Origin of the sequence: Aquirufa nivalisilvae (genome assembly GCF_004307455.1) — a bacterium.
GTDB lineage: Bacteria > Bacteroidota > Bacteroidia > Cytophagales > Spirosomataceae > Aquirufa > Aquirufa nivalisilvae.
Genome location: NZ_SEWX01000004.1, coordinates 183,313 through 200,991 on the forward strand (window position 1 = coordinate 183,313; position 17,679 = coordinate 200,991).

General features: G+C 40.9%; 14 protein-coding genes. 1 reads left to right on the forward strand and 13 read right to left on the reverse strand.

All coding sequences use genetic code 11. From position 1 onward, the window contains the following. Positions 1-108 precede the first annotated feature (108 nt). A complete protein-coding gene (leuS, locus tag EWU22_RS06670) occupies positions 109-2,931 on the forward strand; it encodes a leucine--tRNA ligase (RefSeq protein ID WP_130924927.1) in 2,823 nt (940 codons plus the stop codon). A 160-nt stretch (positions 2,932-3,091) separates the two neighbouring features. Here leuS and EWU22_RS06675 read toward each other — a convergent pair whose 3' ends face one another. From EWU22_RS06675 to EWU22_RS06735, 13 genes are all read right to left on the reverse strand, one after another. Then, complete coding sequence (locus EWU22_RS06675; protein ID WP_130924928.1) at positions 3,092-4,588, reverse strand: sulfatase family protein; 1,497 nt, start codon at positions 4,586-4,588, stop codon at positions 3,092-3,094. Position 4,589: 1 nt separating this feature from the next. Then, complete coding sequence (locus tag EWU22_RS06680; protein ID WP_130924929.1) at positions 4,590-5,636, reverse strand: SO2930 family diheme c-type cytochrome; 1,047 nt, start codon at positions 5,634-5,636, stop codon at positions 4,590-4,592. Positions 5,637-5,638: 2 nt separating this feature from the next. Continuing rightward, on the reverse strand, positions 5,639-6,844 hold the full coding sequence (locus EWU22_RS06685; RefSeq protein WP_130924930.1) for a parallel beta-helix domain-containing protein: 1,206 nt from the start codon (positions 6,842-6,844) through the stop codon (positions 5,639-5,641). A 1-nt stretch (position 6,845) separates the two neighbouring features. Beyond that, on the reverse strand, positions 6,846-7,685 hold the full coding sequence (locus tag EWU22_RS06690; protein WP_130924931.1) for a sugar phosphate isomerase/epimerase family protein: 840 nt from the start codon (positions 7,683-7,685) through the stop codon (positions 6,846-6,848). 1 nt (position 7,686) lies between these two features. Then, positions 7,687-8,745: a Gfo/Idh/MocA family protein gene (locus EWU22_RS06695; RefSeq protein WP_231962791.1), complete on the reverse strand. Its 1,059-nt coding sequence runs from the start codon at positions 8,743-8,745 to the stop codon at positions 7,687-7,689. 57 nt (positions 8,746-8,802) lie between these two features. After that, entirely contained in the window at positions 8,803-9,162 is a 360-nt protein-coding gene (locus EWU22_RS06700; protein WP_130924933.1) for a DEAD/DEAH box helicase family protein, read from the reverse strand. Positions 9,163-9,221: 59 nt separating this feature from the next. After that, positions 9,222-10,589: an alkaline phosphatase family protein gene (locus EWU22_RS06705; protein ID WP_130924934.1), complete on the reverse strand. Its 1,368-nt coding sequence runs from the start codon at positions 10,587-10,589 to the stop codon at positions 9,222-9,224. Between the two features lies 1 nt (position 10,590). Then, a complete protein-coding gene (eboE, locus tag EWU22_RS06710) occupies positions 10,591-11,796 on the reverse strand; it encodes a metabolite traffic protein EboE (RefSeq protein ID WP_130924935.1) in 1,206 nt (401 codons plus the stop codon). Between the two features lie 6 nt (positions 11,797-11,802). Beyond that, positions 11,803-12,948, reverse strand: coding sequence for a 3-dehydroquinate synthase (locus EWU22_RS06715; RefSeq protein ID WP_130924936.1), 1,146 nt, complete (start codon positions 12,946-12,948; stop codon positions 11,803-11,805). A 9-nt stretch (positions 12,949-12,957) separates the two neighbouring features. Next, entirely contained in the window at positions 12,958-13,839 is an 882-nt protein-coding gene (eboC, locus tag EWU22_RS06720) for a UbiA-like protein EboC (RefSeq protein ID WP_130924937.1), read from the reverse strand. After that, positions 13,839-14,792, reverse strand: a complete 954-nt coding sequence (locus EWU22_RS06725) for a TatD family hydrolase (protein ID WP_226998297.1) — start codon at positions 14,790-14,792, stop codon at positions 13,839-13,841. The genes eboC and EWU22_RS06725 overlap by 1 nt, the downstream gene beginning before the upstream one ends. 64 nt (positions 14,793-14,856) lie before the next feature. Next, positions 14,857-15,717 (reverse strand): EboA domain-containing protein, encoded by an 861-nt coding sequence (locus EWU22_RS06730; RefSeq protein ID WP_130924938.1) that lies wholly within the window; start codon positions 15,715-15,717, stop codon positions 14,857-14,859. A gap of 100 nt (positions 15,718-15,817) precedes the next feature. Continuing rightward, complete coding sequence (locus tag EWU22_RS06735) at positions 15,818-16,807, reverse strand: glycosyltransferase (RefSeq protein WP_130924939.1); 990 nt, start codon at positions 16,805-16,807, stop codon at positions 15,818-15,820. Positions 16,808-17,679: the final 872 nt, after the last annotated feature.

Here is a 17,679-nt window from a genome sequence, read left to right on the forward strand (position 1 = left end):
TCGCCTACAAAAATAGTAGAGTTTATCTAATCTACCAATAAAGTAGAGTAAATATTTTTTCATAAAAAAGCCGTAATTTGCATTCCTTTTTTAAAATGATAAAAATTTATGCGTACAGAGTATCAGTTTCGAGAAATTGAAAAGCAATGGCAGTCTTTTTGGGAGGCAAATAATACCTTTCAAGCAAATGTAAATCCGAACAAACCTAAATATTATGTGTTGGATATGTTTCCATACCCATCTGGGGCAGGATTACACGTCGGACATCCGCTAGGGTACATTGCATCTGATATCATCTCGCGCTACAAGCGTTTGCAGGGATTTGAAGTGTTACATCCGATGGGTTTTGATTCCTTTGGTCTACCTGCCGAGCAATATGCCATACAAACAGGGCAGCATCCTGCCTTAACTACTGAGCAAAATATCGCTAGATACATTGAGCAATTGAAAAACATGGGTTTTTCTTTTGATTGGAATAGAGAGGTAAGAACTTCAGATCCATCATATTATAAGTGGACCCAATGGATTTTCATGCAATTGTTCAATTCATGGTACAACCAGGCTTCTGATAAAGCGGAGTCAATCGATTCTTTGATTCAAATTTTTGAAAAATCAGGCTCTATCAGAGTAAAAGCCGTTTGTGATGAAGAGGTTAAGCGCATTAGTGCAGAAGAGTGGAAGGCGTATTCAGAAGAAGAAAAGTATGCTTATTTATTAGCCTTCCGTTTAGCATTTTTGGATGATTCCGTAGTAAACTGGTGCCCTGCATTAGGGACCGTTTTAGCGAATGATGAAGTTAAAGATGGTGTTTCAGAACGTGGAGGCCATCCCGTAGAACAAAAGAAAATGCGCCAGTGGTCGATGCGTATTACAGCTTATGCTGACCGACTGTTGCGTGGATTGGAAGAGGTGGATTGGTCTGATTCATTGAAAGAACAGCAGCGCAATTGGATTGGAAAATCCATTGGGGCTGAGGTTGATTTTGATATAGATAACCCAGCACTTTCTCATAAAAAAATCAAAGTGTTTACGACTCGTGTGGATACCATTTATGGGGTTTCCTTCATGGTGTTAGCACCAGAACATGAGTGGGTAGAAGAATTGACTACACCAGAGCAAAAAGAGGCTGTGGAGGCTTATGTGACTTGGGCGAAATCTCGTTCGGAACTAGATCGCGTTTCGGAAGTGAAGCAAGTGAGCGGTGTATTTACTGGATCATATGTGATTAATCCATTCAATGGAGAGCGTGTGCCTATTTATTTGGCTGATTATGTATTGGCTGGATATGGAACTGGAGCGGTAATGGGTGTGCCTTCGGGAGATCAGCGCGACTGGAACTTTGCTACACATTTTAATCTACCTATTATTCCGATTTTGGATGCTCAAAAGGATATAGAGAAACAAGCCGATGCGACTAAGGAAGGGAAATACATCAATTCTGAATTGATCAATGGAAAGACCTACCAAGAAGCTACCCCTATTCTTACTGCTTGGTTAGAAGAAAGAGGGATAGGCAAAGGTAAAATTCAGTACCGTATGCGCAATGCGGTATTTTCCCGTCAACGTTATTGGGGAGAACCAGTTCCGGTATATTTCAAACCAAATTCTAAAGGTGATTTATTGCCTTATTTGATTCAAGAAAGTGAATTGCCATTAGAGCTACCTAAAATTGATAAATATTTACCTACAGAAACTGGCGAGCCACCATTAGGTCGTGCGGCAGATGTTTGGAAATACCAAGGTCAGTACGACTATGAATGGTCTACGATGCCAGGTTGGGCAGGTTCTTCTTGGTACTGGTACCGTTACATGGATGCCAAAAATGACCAGGAGTTCGCTTCTCAAGAGGCGGTGAATTATTGGAAAGCCGTGGATTTATACATTGGAGGTTCTGAGCACGCGACAGGGCACTTATTGTATTCTCGTTTTTGGAATAAATTCTTGAAAGATTTGGGCTATGTGCAGGAAGAAGAGTTTGCCAAAAAATTGATCAATCAAGGAATGATTCAGGGTAGATCTAATTTTGTCTACCGTGTGAAAAATGTGAGTCCAGCTACTTTTGTTTCTCATGGATTAAAGGACCAATATGATGTAGCAGCCTTGCATGTGGATGTCAATATTGTTGAGAATGATGTATTGAACGTGGAGGCATTTAAATCTTCGAGAAACGATGTTCCTGCGGATGCTGTTTTTGTTTTAGAGGATGGAAAATATGTTTGTGGTTGGGAAGTGGAAAAAATGTCCAAATCCAAGTACAATGTGGTAAATCCAGATGATTTGATTGCCAAATATGGAGCAGATACATTGCGTGTCTATGAAATGTTTTTAGGGCCATTGGAGCAATTTAAACCATGGAATACCAACAGTATTTCAGGCTCACACAATTTCTTAAGAAAGGTATGGCGTCTATTCTTTGATGAAACGACGCAAAAGGTAAAAATGGAAGATGCTCCAGCGAAGCCGGAAGAATTGAAGGTTTTACATACGGCTATCCGAAAAGTACATGAAGATTTAGAGCGTTATTCATTCAATACAGTCGTTTCTACCTTGATGATTTGTGTCAATGACTTGACACAATTGAAATGTCATAAAAAGGCCATTTTAAAGGATTTAGTGCTATTATTATCTCCTTATGCGCCTCACATGGCAGAAGAGTTATGGCTAGCATTAGGTGGGGAGGCTGGAAGTATTTCCCAAGCCAAATTCCCGGAGTTCAATTCGGCCTTTTTAGTGGAAGATGAATTTAATTATCCGATTTCATTCAATGGAAAAGTGAAATTGACCTTGTCTTTCTCGGCTACAGCAAGTCCTGCCGAAGTAGAAGCCGGCGTTTTAGCTCATGCTCAAGTTCAAAAAGTATTGGATGGTCAAACACCAAGTAAGATCATCGTGGTGCCGAAGCGGATTGTGAATATTGTTTTGGCAAAATAGTTGATGTAGAATGAAGAATGTAGAATGAAGAATTTTTCAGAAAAAGATTCTACTCGTTCATCAAATTTCTCTGGATTTAGATGAAAATAATAAATTGAACTTAGCACTCAATTCTACATTTTACATTCTACATTCTACATTTTACATTTCACTACATTCTTCATTCTACATTCTTGATTCTTGCAAGTAACTCCCTCATTTCCTTTACCTTCTCGGGATATTTCTCAAACAAGTTTTCGGATTCTTTGGGGTCGAGTTTGAGGTTAAATAATTGACCTGTGATGTGATTGGTAACTTTGACATTTCTAGGGTCTGTGAAACCACCTGAACCCAATCCTTCAACCCATTTCCATTCTCCTTGTCGGACTACCAAGTAACCTATGGAGGTCGTGAAAACCAAAGCCTCTTGCTCTGGAATTTCCTTGTTTTTCTGGGTCAATAAGGGATAAATACCATAACTGTCGTTTTTACTAGGACTTTGACCTAGTATTTGTTGACAAGTAGCTAATAAACTCGTTTGAGAAACTAAGGCATTGGATATGCTTTTGGCTTTAACTTTCTTAGGCCAACGAACAATGAACGGTATTCGGTGCCCAGCTTCAAAGGCATCACCTTTCATGCCTCGCCATTCTCCAGCGGCCTGATGTTGAAATTCTTTTACGAAATTTTCTCTCCAATAGGGCCCATTATCACTCGTAAATATTACAATGGTATTTTCTTTCAAGCCTAAACTATCTAAGGTTTTCATGAGTTGACCCACCGAAGCATCAACTTGTTGGACGAAATCGCCATACTCACCAGCTTTGGAGCTCCCTTTGAATTTGTTTTGAGGAACCCATGGTGTATGCGGACCCGAAAAGGGAATGTACAAGAAAAAGGGGTTATTGGCTTTTTGACGGACCAAAAACTCCTTGGACTTATCAATGAAACGTGGCATTACACCATAGAAATCAAAGCTGGGAGCCATTTTCCCTTCTCGCCAAAATGGACCTGTATATCCCGAAGTTAATTTATTACCATCGGTATAGGCGGTAGGCTTCTCTACCAAATGTTGGTTTTCCAAATAGCAATAGGGCGGCATGTCCAATGATGCGGGCAATATATAGGAATAGTCGAATCCCACGGCCGCTGGACCACCCGTAGGGTCTTTGTCAAAATCAATATGTTCTGGCTTCATTTCTTCCTGAATTCCATAATTTACTTGGGTTAAATTACCTTCAAACCCTGATTTTACGGCCCAGTCTAAACCCAAATGCCATTTACCAACTACTCCAGTTTGATATCCTTGACTTTTCAGAAAAGAGGCCACGGTCACACGTTCTTTTTCAATCAAACTACGACTATAGCCACGCAATACACCCACAGGTAATTTACTTCGAAATGGATATTGTCCTGTCATGATGGCATATCGGGAAGGGGTACAAACTCCAGAAGCAGAATGGGCATCTAAAAAGCGCATGCCTTCTTTGGCCAATTGATCAATGTGCGGCGTTGCAACTTTATCTCCTTGGGGATTATAGATGGAGATGTCTCCATAGCCCAAATCATCAGCTAAAATGTAAATGATATTCGGTTTCTGGTTATTTTTCTTTTGTGCCAAACTAGGAAAGACCAAAGACAGACCAAACAAAATCGGAAAGATAAAACGTGTTTTCATGTTAATGTGCTAAGGAGTTTATCCAATCTTGAATCAATTTAATTCCTTCTTGATGCTTCATTTTCCTGCCTAGTTCAGGCATCATGATGCCCGGATCTACTGAGTCCATGCGGTAGGCCAAGATGCTTTCTTTAGCTTTGCCTGCAACAATATCGTATTTCAAATTACCAGAACCTCTTCCAGCAGCTACAGGAGTCTTCATGAAACCATAGGCTGTTTTATCATTGGTATCCCATGTTAGATATAAGCCTGAAGAGCGAGCAGGTCCTGTATGATTATGGCAATGCGCACAATTGATATCTAAATAAGCTTTCGCTCGTTCATCGAGTGGCTTACTTTCATCGGCATAATTAACTAATGCTGGGATTTCATGGAGATTAGGCAAATCGGTCAATACTCCAGCTTTGGCCCAATAATCCAATTGATTCTGCTTTCCCGAAGTATACGGATAATCTCCATGTAATTGTCGGGCCGAAGGACCAATGGGTGTCATTTTACCACTGCGTTCATGACAGCCTTTGCATTGGTTCATATTGGGAACCTGATAGTTCACTTGTTTTAGGAGGCCTTGTTTGTCTTTCCAACTAACAGGAGATGAACCGCCAGCAACTTCCAAAGTGGCTTCCGTTTGAGCTTCATCCCAAATGTAGGGAAGGGCCACCCACGACTTCTCTTGACGAATCAACACCCGAGTCTCCATAATCCTTCTACCAGCCGTAGGATTGGCTTCATCTTTGGGATAATAAAAGGTTTTAATGAGGGCGGTTCCCACAGGAAATTGGAATACCGAATCAGCATTATAGGCCACTTTAGTTCCAACTGGGAATTTAATAAAGCGGAGCTTGGAGGCATAATCCGAAAACAAGGGAGAATTCAATTGATAGGGAATCACACCGTCTTGGGGAAGTTGATCTTTTAATTCACCTTTGAAAAACCCATAATCGGATAATTTCATGACATAGCCAGCCGAATTTTTTTGGATGGAACTAGCTTGGATAAATGTCATCCATACCAAAATCATCAAGCCTAAACGAAAAGACCTGTTCATGATTAGCGGAGTGTCTTAAATGCTTGAAGATGGCAATTGTACAAACTTACGTCGCGTTGGATGTTTTTGAAATCGTGCTCTGCATCGATATTGGCGAAACTTTGATTCGTATTGTTTCGAATACAAATGCGATACGAAGGAAAATATTCACCACTGGAATCCAATCGTTTGGGGTCCAAAATACCATCGTATACAATATTGGGCACCTGTCTACCGAATTTCAGTTTGAAGCGATACATCTGACCAAAGCGACCTTTGGCAGGGACTCTACCCGGTTTTCTTTCAAAGTCATTGTCGCGAATTTCAATGGCCGTTGGATAAGGGTCATATTCCAAATCCGTGATTTTGTTTTCAGTCATGTGATAAGAAATGATTCCTACCCCCATGGTTTTGTTTTGGTGAATCTTATTGTTGAAAATCTCTACCTGACTAGTCGCTAAAACAAGCATCCCCGTTCCTTTAGGTACACGGGCTACAATGTTTCCTTTAGGGGCAAAATTGGCTAAATTATTTTCAATGACCTCATTTTGGTATACTTTCACATGTCCTCCTTTTTTCTGTACCAAATCAGGTAAATCAAAGACCAAAATACCTCCGGTATTGCCATAGGCCTTATTGTGATGTACCTCCGCAAACTGGGAATTTTCAATTTCTATCCCCGCCACATTTTGGAATGCCGTGCTGTTTTTCACTTCTATGTACTTCGACTGGCCCACATAAATACCAGCATCGGAGGCACCGATGGCAATGCAACTATCAATCAACACATTTTCACAAAGCACTGGGTAAAGCGCGTAGCTACCATTAGTAGGCGAGGGCTTGCCCGTCCATTCTCCTTTGATTCGGCGAAAGGTGATGCCTTTCACATGCATGGTTTTGATTAAATCCCCTTTGGAATCCTGTACGGTCATATCTTCCAAAATGATATTTTCCGAATTGGTGATTTTAATGCCTTCGGCTCCTCCTGCTTGATTTTTGAAAGAAAGTATCGTTTTATCGATTCCTTTACCCCGTATGATCATATTTTTTTTACCATCCATCGACAGACTTTGCGATATTTGGAAGGTACCTTCCTCTAATTGTATGGTACTTCCATCTTCCGCTAAAATCAAATCCGTTTGGATTTTCTTTTCGATCGCTTGTTGCCCTACAACCTGAGAAACAATAGCTATCTGTAAGATCACGAGGTAAAGAAAACGCTGGGTCATATTATTTTAAATTCGATAAATAGGTTCTGCTTTGTCGGGTTTGAACAGGATATCTAGAGCTTTCATCCTCTAAATAATAATGCTGAATTTTGGCTTTTTTAGCCGCTTTCATGATTTCAGGAATGTTCAATTGTCCACTTCCCAAAGCTACATCATTTTCCACAGAAGTGCCACCCGACATATTTCCCTGCACTCCTTTTTTCAAGTCTTTCAAGTGCATCAATTTAAATCGATTACCGTATTTTTCCAACAATGTTGCTGGATTTTGACCTGGGAAAAAAGTCCATAGGATGTCCATTTCATAGCTAACAAATTTAGGATCCGTGTTTTGAACCAAATAATCAAACAAAGTACCCTCTCCATAGGGCTCAAATTCAAAGCCGTGGTTGTGGTAGCAAAAAGTTAAATCGTATTTCTCTTTTAAAGCTTTTCCAATTTGATTGAATTCTTGAGCCGTTTTTTGTGATAGTTCTAGGGTAAACGGACCTGTATGAGGAATCCATGCCACGCGAACAAAAGAGGCGCCTAAGATTTTGGCATTTTCCCCCACTTGATCTGTTTTGTTTAAGGCATCCGCCATACCTACTCCGAAAGAACTACATTTCATCCCTCTTTCATCCAAAAGACTGCGTACTTCTTGGGCGGTTTTGCCAAACAAACTTGAAAATTCCATGTCGGTAATGCCCTGATTTTTTAAGGTATCCAAGGTTTTAGCCATGTCTTTGGATAGGCTATTGCGGTAAGTAAAGGAAACCATACCAATGTCTTTGCCATTGATTTGCATGGGTTTCTGGGCTAAGGCCAACATGGGTAATAGAAGAAGGAGTAAAGTAGCTTTCATGTTATTTTAAAAAAATGGTTTTGTGAGTTTTTGCAGATTCCGTGGCAGCGGATAATATTTCTACCACAATTTCATTGATGGCCAAGGAGGATAAATCCATTTGTGGATTGATTTTACCTTGCACGACAGCCGCCAAATAGGCAAATACATTGGCTCTTTCGGGAGCTAATGGTGCTAATTCAATGAGGCTTTCTTTGCCGAATCGACCTTCAGAAACATATTTCATTTGTTTGGTCTTATTGGCCACTAAAATGCCCTTACTGGCATATAATTCGGTGTCTTTTCGGTCAAATGGCCAATTCCATGAACCTTGAATGATGGCTTGACAAGTTGGGTAGTTTAAAATAATGGTGGTTTCATCATCTACTTTGGGATAGATGTGTGGTTTCAAATGTTGACTAACTGCTGTGACAGAAATAGGCTTTTGGCCTTCCATGAGCCAAGTCATGATGTTGGCTCCATAGCACCCAAAATCAATCAATGCTCCACCGCCATTCATTTTTGGGTCAGTTAACCAAGCTAAAAATTCTTTGGAACAACCAATTTCTACAGGGCCATTATGTCCATCCATGATGACCACTTTGCGTAGATCCCCCAAGGATTTGTCGACTTTCAGCATATCCCACATTTTGGCATGGGAGGGATACCAGGTTGTTTCAAAATTGGTTAATAAGGCAATGGGGTGCTTTTTGACCAAGGCTTTCATTTGATTTAAATGACCCATGTTAACTGCCAAAGGTTTTTCCACCATGACATGAATGCCTTTTGGGGCACAAGTTTGAACCACCTCTAAATGTTCATAAATGCTATTGAATGCACAAACGGCTTCTGGTTTTGTTTTGGAAATTAAAGTTTCTAAATCTGGGTACCAAAGAGATTCTGGTAATTTATATTCCTTAAGTAGGCGCATGGCCAAGTCTTTGTTTTTCTCAGCAAATCCTACGATGACCACATCAGCATTTTTTTGAGCGGCATGCAGCGCCTGACCCACGTGGTCATGCGTCATTCCAGCTATTCCCACCCGAATGGCTTGGCTGAATAAAAATATAGGGCTGATCATGACCAGCCCTATAAGTAAAAGGATTTTTGTTTTCATGGCGAAAAAGATAGCCTTGAATTAGTTTCTTGGAGGGCCACCCTGACGCATTTGACTTTGCATCGTGATGTACTTTTCCAATTGTTCTGGTGTTAAAATGGCTTTCAACGACTCCAATTGGCCATCATTGATTTTCTTCATTTCAGCCATCATTTGCTCACGCTCCATGCCAGCCTGACGGAATTCCATCATTTTTTGCATACGAGCAGTAATAATCGGCTCTAACTTTTTAACCTGATCTTTATTCAGGCTTAATTCCGTAGAAATACGGTCAAGCTGACGTTGAACCATCGCTTGTGGATCAAAGTCTTGCGCTGTAGCTTTTGTACTCAGGCCAAGGAACATCGCCATCATGGCGCATAGGGCAATTAGTTTTTTCATGGTAAAGTATTTTATTGATTTAATGGCTAAATATAGTGCTAATTTTTCTAATAAAACTTTTATTGAAAAATAGTTTTCCAAATTAAATCATATACTTCAGGGGCTTCTACTTGGCTAGGAAGGCTTTTTTGATCTGAAATGAAGACTGGATAATAGACTGGCTCGCAAAAAATACCACCATGTGAACCTTTGATGAGTGTAGCATCCAATGGAATCACATCCATCAAATAGCGAAAACCACTCAGTTTTCTTGCCAATTTATAGGCTGCTCTCAGTTTAATGAATGGATTTTTTGGGTCCATAAACATCTCCACAGGGTCATAACCAGGTTTTTTATGAATATCCACTAAACGGGCATAATCGGGGGCTTTGGCATCATCTAGCCAGAAATAATATACAAACCATGCTTGCGGTTCGGCGATAAGTACCAGCTCGCCACTGCGGGCATGGTCAATGTGGTAGGCTTTTTGTTCTTCCTTATTCAGGACTTTCGCAATCCCAGGTACCTTTTCTAAATCAGCCTTAATTGCCGCTATTTTGTTGGCGTCTTGAATGTAAACATGTGCAATTTGATGATCTGCCGTAGCAAATGCCGCACTTGCACCTGCATCCAAGAGCTCTAAGCCTTGTTCGATTCGTATGCTAATCAATCCTTTTTCCCGCAAAATGCGGTTGATGTAAATCGGTTGATTCACTTCGTTGATTCCATATTCGGATAACAAGATGACTTTAGCTCCAGTGCTTTCAAAATGGGTCACTAGATCTTTGACCACCTCATCAATCTCTTGTAATTCCTTCGCAATCTTGGAAAGATCTGGGCCAAATTTTTGTAGACAATAGTCCAAATGAGGTAAATAAATCAGATTCAGCGTAGGATTATATTTCTTATCTACCCAAATCGAAGCATCAGCAATCCATTTAGTAGATTTGATATTAGCATTAGGTCCCCAAAAACTAAACAAAGGGAATGTTCCTAGTTCTGCCTGTAATTCATCGCGTAAAGAAGCAGGGTAGGAGTAACAGTCGGGCGCTTTCACACCGTCGGCATGGTACTGTGGACGAGGTGTCACCGAATAATCGGCCGATGAATACATGTTGTACCACCAGAACATTTTAGCGCAAGTAAAATTAGGATTGGCCTTTTTAGCGGCATCCCAAATTTTCTCTCCTTGAACCAAATGGTTGGATTGCTTCCAAAACTTTACTTCGGCATCTTCACGATCATACCAGCCATTACCCACAATACCGTTTTCGTTGGGGTATTTTCCAGTGACATAACAACTTTGGGAAGTCGTGGTCACGGCGGGTAAAACGGGTTTGATATGGCTCAATTGCCTAGAAGCAATGAACTGGTTTAAAAACGGTGTGTGTTCACAAAGAACACTTTGACTTAATCCTACGATATCAATAACGACCGTCTTTTGCATCTTATTCGGCTTTTAATTGTTCTTGTACCCATTGAATTTCACGAATGATGGATTCATGAATGGGAATTTGATGTTCTTCTGGCAATACTCCCCATGTATAGGTCTCTATTTCCATTTGTCCCGTAAAGGCTTCCTGCTTTTGTATAGCTAAAGTCTCTCGGATTTCTTTCTGTGTTGACCCTAATAAACCATAGCTCTCTAAAAATAGAGGTACATGGTAGTGAATTCTCCATTCCAAAAATGCTCCTGGCTCATAAGCCGCAAAGGCTTGATCCAAATCAGGATATTGAATGAAACTACCATCCGCTTTTTTGGCTTTCACCTGATGCAAATACACAGGTTCTTGGTATTTTTTTAACAAGGCTAATTTTTCTTCAGCTTGCTGACTAAAGTCCAAACGCAAGGCCGAACTCACTTGTATCTTACCTACTTGTATGCCTTTGTCTTTCAACTCTGCAATGCAAGTAGCGGGATTATCGTAGCTTACTCCGAAATGACAGATGTCGAAACAGATTTGAATATGTCGACGAATCAATTCTTCAGCTTTGGCAGCACTATATCCTTTTTCAATTAAATGTGGAATGCCTAATGGCAATAAGCAGGCACCATACCAATCCACAAATTCACGGTGGTTTTCTAAAATACCATCGGGTTCTGGTTCAATATCAATGTGTATGCTTTTTCCAGTAGTTTGTTCAATTTGAGCCAATTGATCCACCAAATCCACCAAAGCTAAGGTGCCTTTTTCGGTGGCTTCTTGCAAGGCTTCTGGACTTTTCCACCAAAAACGGTAGGAGAGTGGGGAGGTAGAAATACCACCTGAAGCTTGACTTTCAGGCAATAATTTGGCTAAAATATGCGCCAAACGCAGGGTATAATCGTAACGTTCCGTTGTGGTCCAATCAGGTGTGTGTACGTCATCTTTGACCACTACGCCATGAAAACCTCCGAAGGGAAAACCGTTCAGCGTAAACACGTACAAATCCTCGGCTTTCAACCAATCTGTCAAGGCTTTCCAAGCTTGCTCATCCTGTAAATCTTTACTAGCTAAATCGGCAATTCGTAATCCAAGGCCCATGGGAGCATCTGGACTAACGGCTGCTTTCACGGCTGGTATGTTCTTTTGAAGATTGGCAAAATGTTCAGACCAAATTTCACCTGGATGAATGTTGGAACAATAACTTAAAAGCCCTTGTGCTGTTTTCATGGTATGCTATCCTAATTGAGCTAAGAAATCAACCGATTTTTTAATTAAGTCGAAATTCATTTCATGCACTTCTTTTCCTTTGCCTAGTTTTTCCAACAAAGTAATGCATAATTGTCCTCCCAAGTGTTCTTGGAATTCCTGTAAGCCTTTGAATAAATTGGCTTTATCATTTTCTGCCAAAGCAGGGTGGTAGGTATCAAATCCTAAGGTACGAATGACCGCAATGACACGGTCTCTTTCCTCGGCGGTTAAATAGCCAATTTCATGCGAATAGGCTGTATCTAAAGCAATACCGATAGCCACTGCTTCTCCATGACGAATCTCGAAATTGCTTAAGTATTCTAATTTATGAGCTGCCCAATGGCCAAAATCCAAAGGTCTAGCTGATCCTAATTCAAAGGGGTCACCGCTGGAAATATGTTGCATGTGCAATTCGGCACAACGGTAGATTTGCTCAATCATGACCGCTTCGTTCCGCTCATTCATGGCCTGGGCATTGGCTTCCAACCATTGGAAGAAAGCTAAATCCTTGATTAGAGCTACTTTGATGGCTTCCGCAATACCCGATCTCCAGTCGCGGTCGTTTAAAGTAGCCAATAAATCCACATCGTTGAAAACCGCTACAGGTGGAGCAAAAGTGCCTAGGAAATTTTTCTTTCCCATGTAGTTCACCCCGTTTTTCACGCCAACTCCCGAATCATTTTGGGATAAAACGGTACTCGGAATACGAATGAATTTCACTCCTCGGTGTGAGATGGCAGCGGCATATCCGCTCATATCTAAAAAGGCTCCTCCACCAATACATGCCACGAAAGAATGTCGATCGATACGGTGCTCATCAATAGCGCGAACTACTTCTTCATAAAACCGAGGGTCATTTTTACAAACTTCTCCACCCGGTAAAATCAAGATTTCTGGGGCCAAATCAGCCACAGGAAAGGTTTCAAAGTACTGAACGATTTGCGAAGTCAGGTTCGGATGGGCATCGGCCACACCTTTATCGATGACAAACACAATTCTTTTCCTAAAATCAGCTAAACCAAAGTTTAAGATAAAATCCTTGAAAACGGGATTATCTTGATGGAATAAGCCTTTGGAAAAAATGACTTGATAGCGAAAAGGTACCTGAAAATATTGTTCTAATGACTGCATGCTATAAAATTACGTAACGGCAAAGAATTTCCCTACTCGCATGGAAATTGGTAAGAGGGCCAACACTGCCAAAGCAATCATCCATTGTCCACTTAAACTCACCCAAGCGGCATTCATCACAATGAGTGATAAGACACCAGCTTTCACTGTTTTTCCAATGTTAGGTCCAATGGGATGTTGATATGCTTTTATTAAAGGTCTAAAGATAAGTGTGATATGCAAAATAATGAAAGGAATAGCGATCCATTGTTCCGATTTAATGGCCAAGGATAATTGTGCAGCATGGATGATCAAAAAGAAAAAGGCCGCAGCCGCTATCGGCCAAGGGGTGCTACCATGTACTTCACCCCGACTCACCATGGTGATGGCGGCGATGTAAATCAAAGGTAATATCATCCATTGTCCTTGTTCTATGACACCTAGTTCATACACCGACATGCCTAAGAGTAGGTTAAATGCCCGACAAAGGCCCATGTTGATGGGACCAAAGTATTGCATGTGTTTTCCTTTCCAATCGTAAAAAAGAGCTAATAAAGTAATGATAATGGCCACATAGCCACTGAGTAAGCTTTGCTTGAAAGCCAAGGATATACCCAAAATAAGTAGGATTAAACCTCCTGCCACAGCAGCTTGTAAAGAAATTCGGCCACTCGGCAATGCTCTTTCTGGTCGCTCGAAGCTATCCAATTCTCGGTCAAATACATCATTGAAAACCACGCCACCTGCGTATAAACACATGGTGGAAAATCCCAACAAGAGTAAGGGCTGAATGGAATAATCTTTCCAAACAAAAAGGAAACCCACGATGGCCATTCCCGCCATGATGTCGGTCAAAGCCGTAATGACATTGGCTGGTCGAGTTAATTCCAAAAAGGCCCTAATCTGACTCATTAGCGAATGATCAAGGAGTTTTTGTTGACTCTTGGAGCTTGTCCGCCACGTAAAACGGTGTTGCCATTGAATTTCAAGGACTGATCTATTTCCATGCCATGGATAAAATCAGACTCCTTAATTTGTCCACTTTGAGCAAAAGCATCCAAGGCATTTTGGTAGGTCACTAAACGAATATCTTCATCAGCAATGCCCTTCATCTTCATCAATGCCGCTGTTTTAGGAATCGCCAAAGGATCGGAGATACCCCAATCCGCAGCGGAATTAATCATGATCATGGATGGGCCGTATTGTTTCACAATTTCCACCATGCGCTCATTACCCATTTTAGTGAAAGGGTAAATGGTAAAGGCGGCATAAAATCCTTGGTCTAACACCGATTTAACCGTTTCCTCATTGTTGTGGTCAATGATGACCATTTTCGGATCTAAACCATGCTCTAAAGCAATGGCCATGCTTCTTTCTGTCCCTTTTTTCTTGTCGCGGTGAGGCGTATGCACTTGCACAGGTAAGCCCATTTCTTTGGCCAACTCCAATTGCGCTCGGTAGTATTTTTCTTCCAAGGCTGTTTGGTCATCAAAGCCAATTTCTCCCACACCTACTACACCTTCTTTTTGTAAGAATAAAGGCAAAATCTCCATCACTTCTTCTGCCAAAGCCTCATTGTTAGCCTCACGGGAATTAAGTCCAATGGTGCAATAATGCTTGATACCAAATTGTGAAGAACGAAAACGTTCCCAACCCACCAATGTAGCAAAATAGTCCTTAAACGACGATAATCCCGTTCTTGGTTGACCCAACCAGAAAGCAGGCTCAATAATGGCCACCACTCCAGCATCAGCTAAAGCTTGGTAATCATCCGTCGTTCTTGCCGTCATGTGCACATGCGGATCAAAAAACTTCATGCCTTTGATATACTGTTCAAATGTTTCTTCCACGGTGCTGGCAGTCATTTCTTCCTCTGCAGATCCTTGAAAATGGGATGGGTTCGATTGGTGTGGATTTTTACACATAATCTTAGGCTGGTTGGTAAATGGGTTCTGGTTTCTCTAAAGCTCCCCAAAGCTCACTAGGAACTGCTGGAAGCTCGTTTTTATATTTTTCTGCCAATAATTTCGCTTCAGGCAAGCTGCTTTTTTCTAATACGAGCGCTGCTGCCAAACGATCTGAAGCTGAATCGGAATGAATTAATTTTTCAATATTGGATAATATTTCTGGATTCAAATAAGGAACCAGCAAGCGCCAAACTTGCGAAGGGACACGTCGGTTCGCTGCCCAGCGTTCATGTGCAAAATCCACCAAGGTTTGTACCAATGCTTCGTTATTTCTTTCGGCTAAACCTTCAATTTGATGGATTGGCTTATCATTGAATATGCATTTTAAGACCAATTGGTTCCATGCCAATTCCGAGAAATAAGTTTTCGGATATGGATTGCCAAAAGCAATGGCATCAAAGATTAAACCCACATTGGAACGTACCGCATCTGTGGCACGGTTCATCCAAGCTTCTGGAAAGGCCAAAACAGGAATGGCTGAATACAAGGCAACGGACTCGTTTAGTTCGGCTGTATCAAATAGAAGATTCATTTTCTTAATGTATTCTTCTCGACTTAATTCTCTCTCTTGGCAAAGGCTCAATAAATACACACGTGCTAAACGGTCTAAAGTCCAGCCGTTCCAATTCCAATCGGGTAGGATGGAGGCGGCCTGACTCAACACGTCGTTTTCTAGTTCTTGTTTTTCAATAAAACGAGGAACCATGACAAAGCTGAGCGATAAAGAATTGGCATCTTTCGCTGATTTATCCCTCAACCAATCCAATTCTTTGGGTTGACATTGGGTACTTAATGCTTGAAATAGGGACTCGGAGATATTCAAAATATACTATTTTATGATGATTTTAGGCTAAAAACGAATTTACTACATAATCCTTAGATTGATGACATGATTTATGTATGATATTTATCAGCAATGCCATTTATTGTACATTTTCCTCAGGTTTGATCTGATACGACTTTTTTAACAGGAATACCGTTTGCCAAAAATAATGAAAGAGCATGCCTGTTTTTCGACTAAACAAGACCTGATTTTCTGTATTGTGCATCAGTGGCCTCATTTTGATTAGATTCAACAAAATTTTCCAAGTCCAAAACAAAGGAACTAAGACAGCATAATTCAATAAAATGAGCAAATAGGCTCCTAGGCCATAACTTTTTCTAATCCAGAGTAAATTAGACACTTGGATTTGCACTGAAAATCGATTGACCCAAGACGTTTTGGCTCGACGGAAGGGATTATCTCCCAACAAATGCGTCACTCGGATATCCTCAAAATAGGCCAATTTTCCAGCTTGGATTAACCGTGTACTCCATTCGGCATCTTCGGCATACATGAAAAAATCCTCGTCCCAAGCTCCCACTTGAGCGATTACTTTTTGACTGGTCATCAAGAAAAAACCCACCAAATTATTGGTCTCATAGCTTGCTTGCGCCTCATAACTAGGAAAACATTGGTAGACAAAACGCTTCCATGCCGGAATATTGGGCAAAATGTATAGATCAATACGGATGTCGTTCAGTGTTCGGTAATAGGGAATCGGATTTCCCTCTGCATCTACCTGTAGGGCTCCCACCGCTGCAATTTCTGGCTTTTGAAGGAGGTATTCGTAGGCTTTCCCAATGGCATTGTCCGTCACCAAGGTATCCGCATTCATGAACAAGACATGAGGAGCTTTAGCCACCGCTAAACCAGCATTATTCGCTTTGGAGAAGCCGGCATTGTAACCTAAATCAATCCAAGTAGTGGCAGGAAATTCCTGAAGAATAGCGGCATTGGCACCAGCTTGGTATTTATTATCCACCACAATGCACTCAAATTCCAAACCTTGGGTATACTGGTATATGCTTCGGAAGCAATTCAGTAAAAGATCTTCACTTTGGTAATTAACAAATATGATGGAAAGCTGCATATCTTACAAAAATAGAAGAGATTAGCGAATAAAGAATTGGAAATGTAGAATGTAGAATGAAAAATGTAGAATTTTGGTAAAAATAACTTGACTTCAAAATACTCACTGAAATTCTGAGTATCTCATCGAACCTTTCTATAATAAATCACAAACTGTATTTTAAAAACTAAACTTTATTAACTAACAACTAATACCTTATAACTATTGAGGTTAATCCTAAGGCGAATTCCGCTGCGCGGAACCGATGTTCACTCCGCATACGGCTTTAATCTTTGACGCTTAGCTCAGACCTACGCACGGGGTCAAATATTCGCCTGCCGCTTCGCTCATGCTGCGTTCCCATCTTTCGTTGGGATTAACCGTTCAGTGTAGAATTTAAATGAATGACAATACCGTCGTTCAGCTCCAGCGAAAGGTGATGAACGAAGCGGTAGACGAGGTTTTGACCTCAGCATGGGCGATGCGCGTCGGCGTCAAAAATATAGGCGATAGCGTAGTGAATCACGGTTTCGCGAAGCGAAATTCGCCTTTGCTGGACGACAAAAAAAGAAGTTTTTTTGTTTCTTTTTTTTCAAAAAAAGAAAGATCAATGAGATTTTTAACTAAGAAATGTATTTATGTGAACTTATTTAGCAATTCATTTTACTGAACCTTACTTACCAAGGCATTTCTTTTTTTTCATAAAAAAAGAAACAAAAAAAACAGTAGAAATACGGTTAATCCTAAGACGAATTCCGCTGCGCGGAACCGATGTTCACTCCGCATACGGCTTTAATCTTTGACGCTTAGCTCAGACCTACGCACGGGGTCAAATATTCGCCTGCCGCTTCGCTCATGCTGCGTTCCCATCTTTCGTTGGGATTAACCGTTCT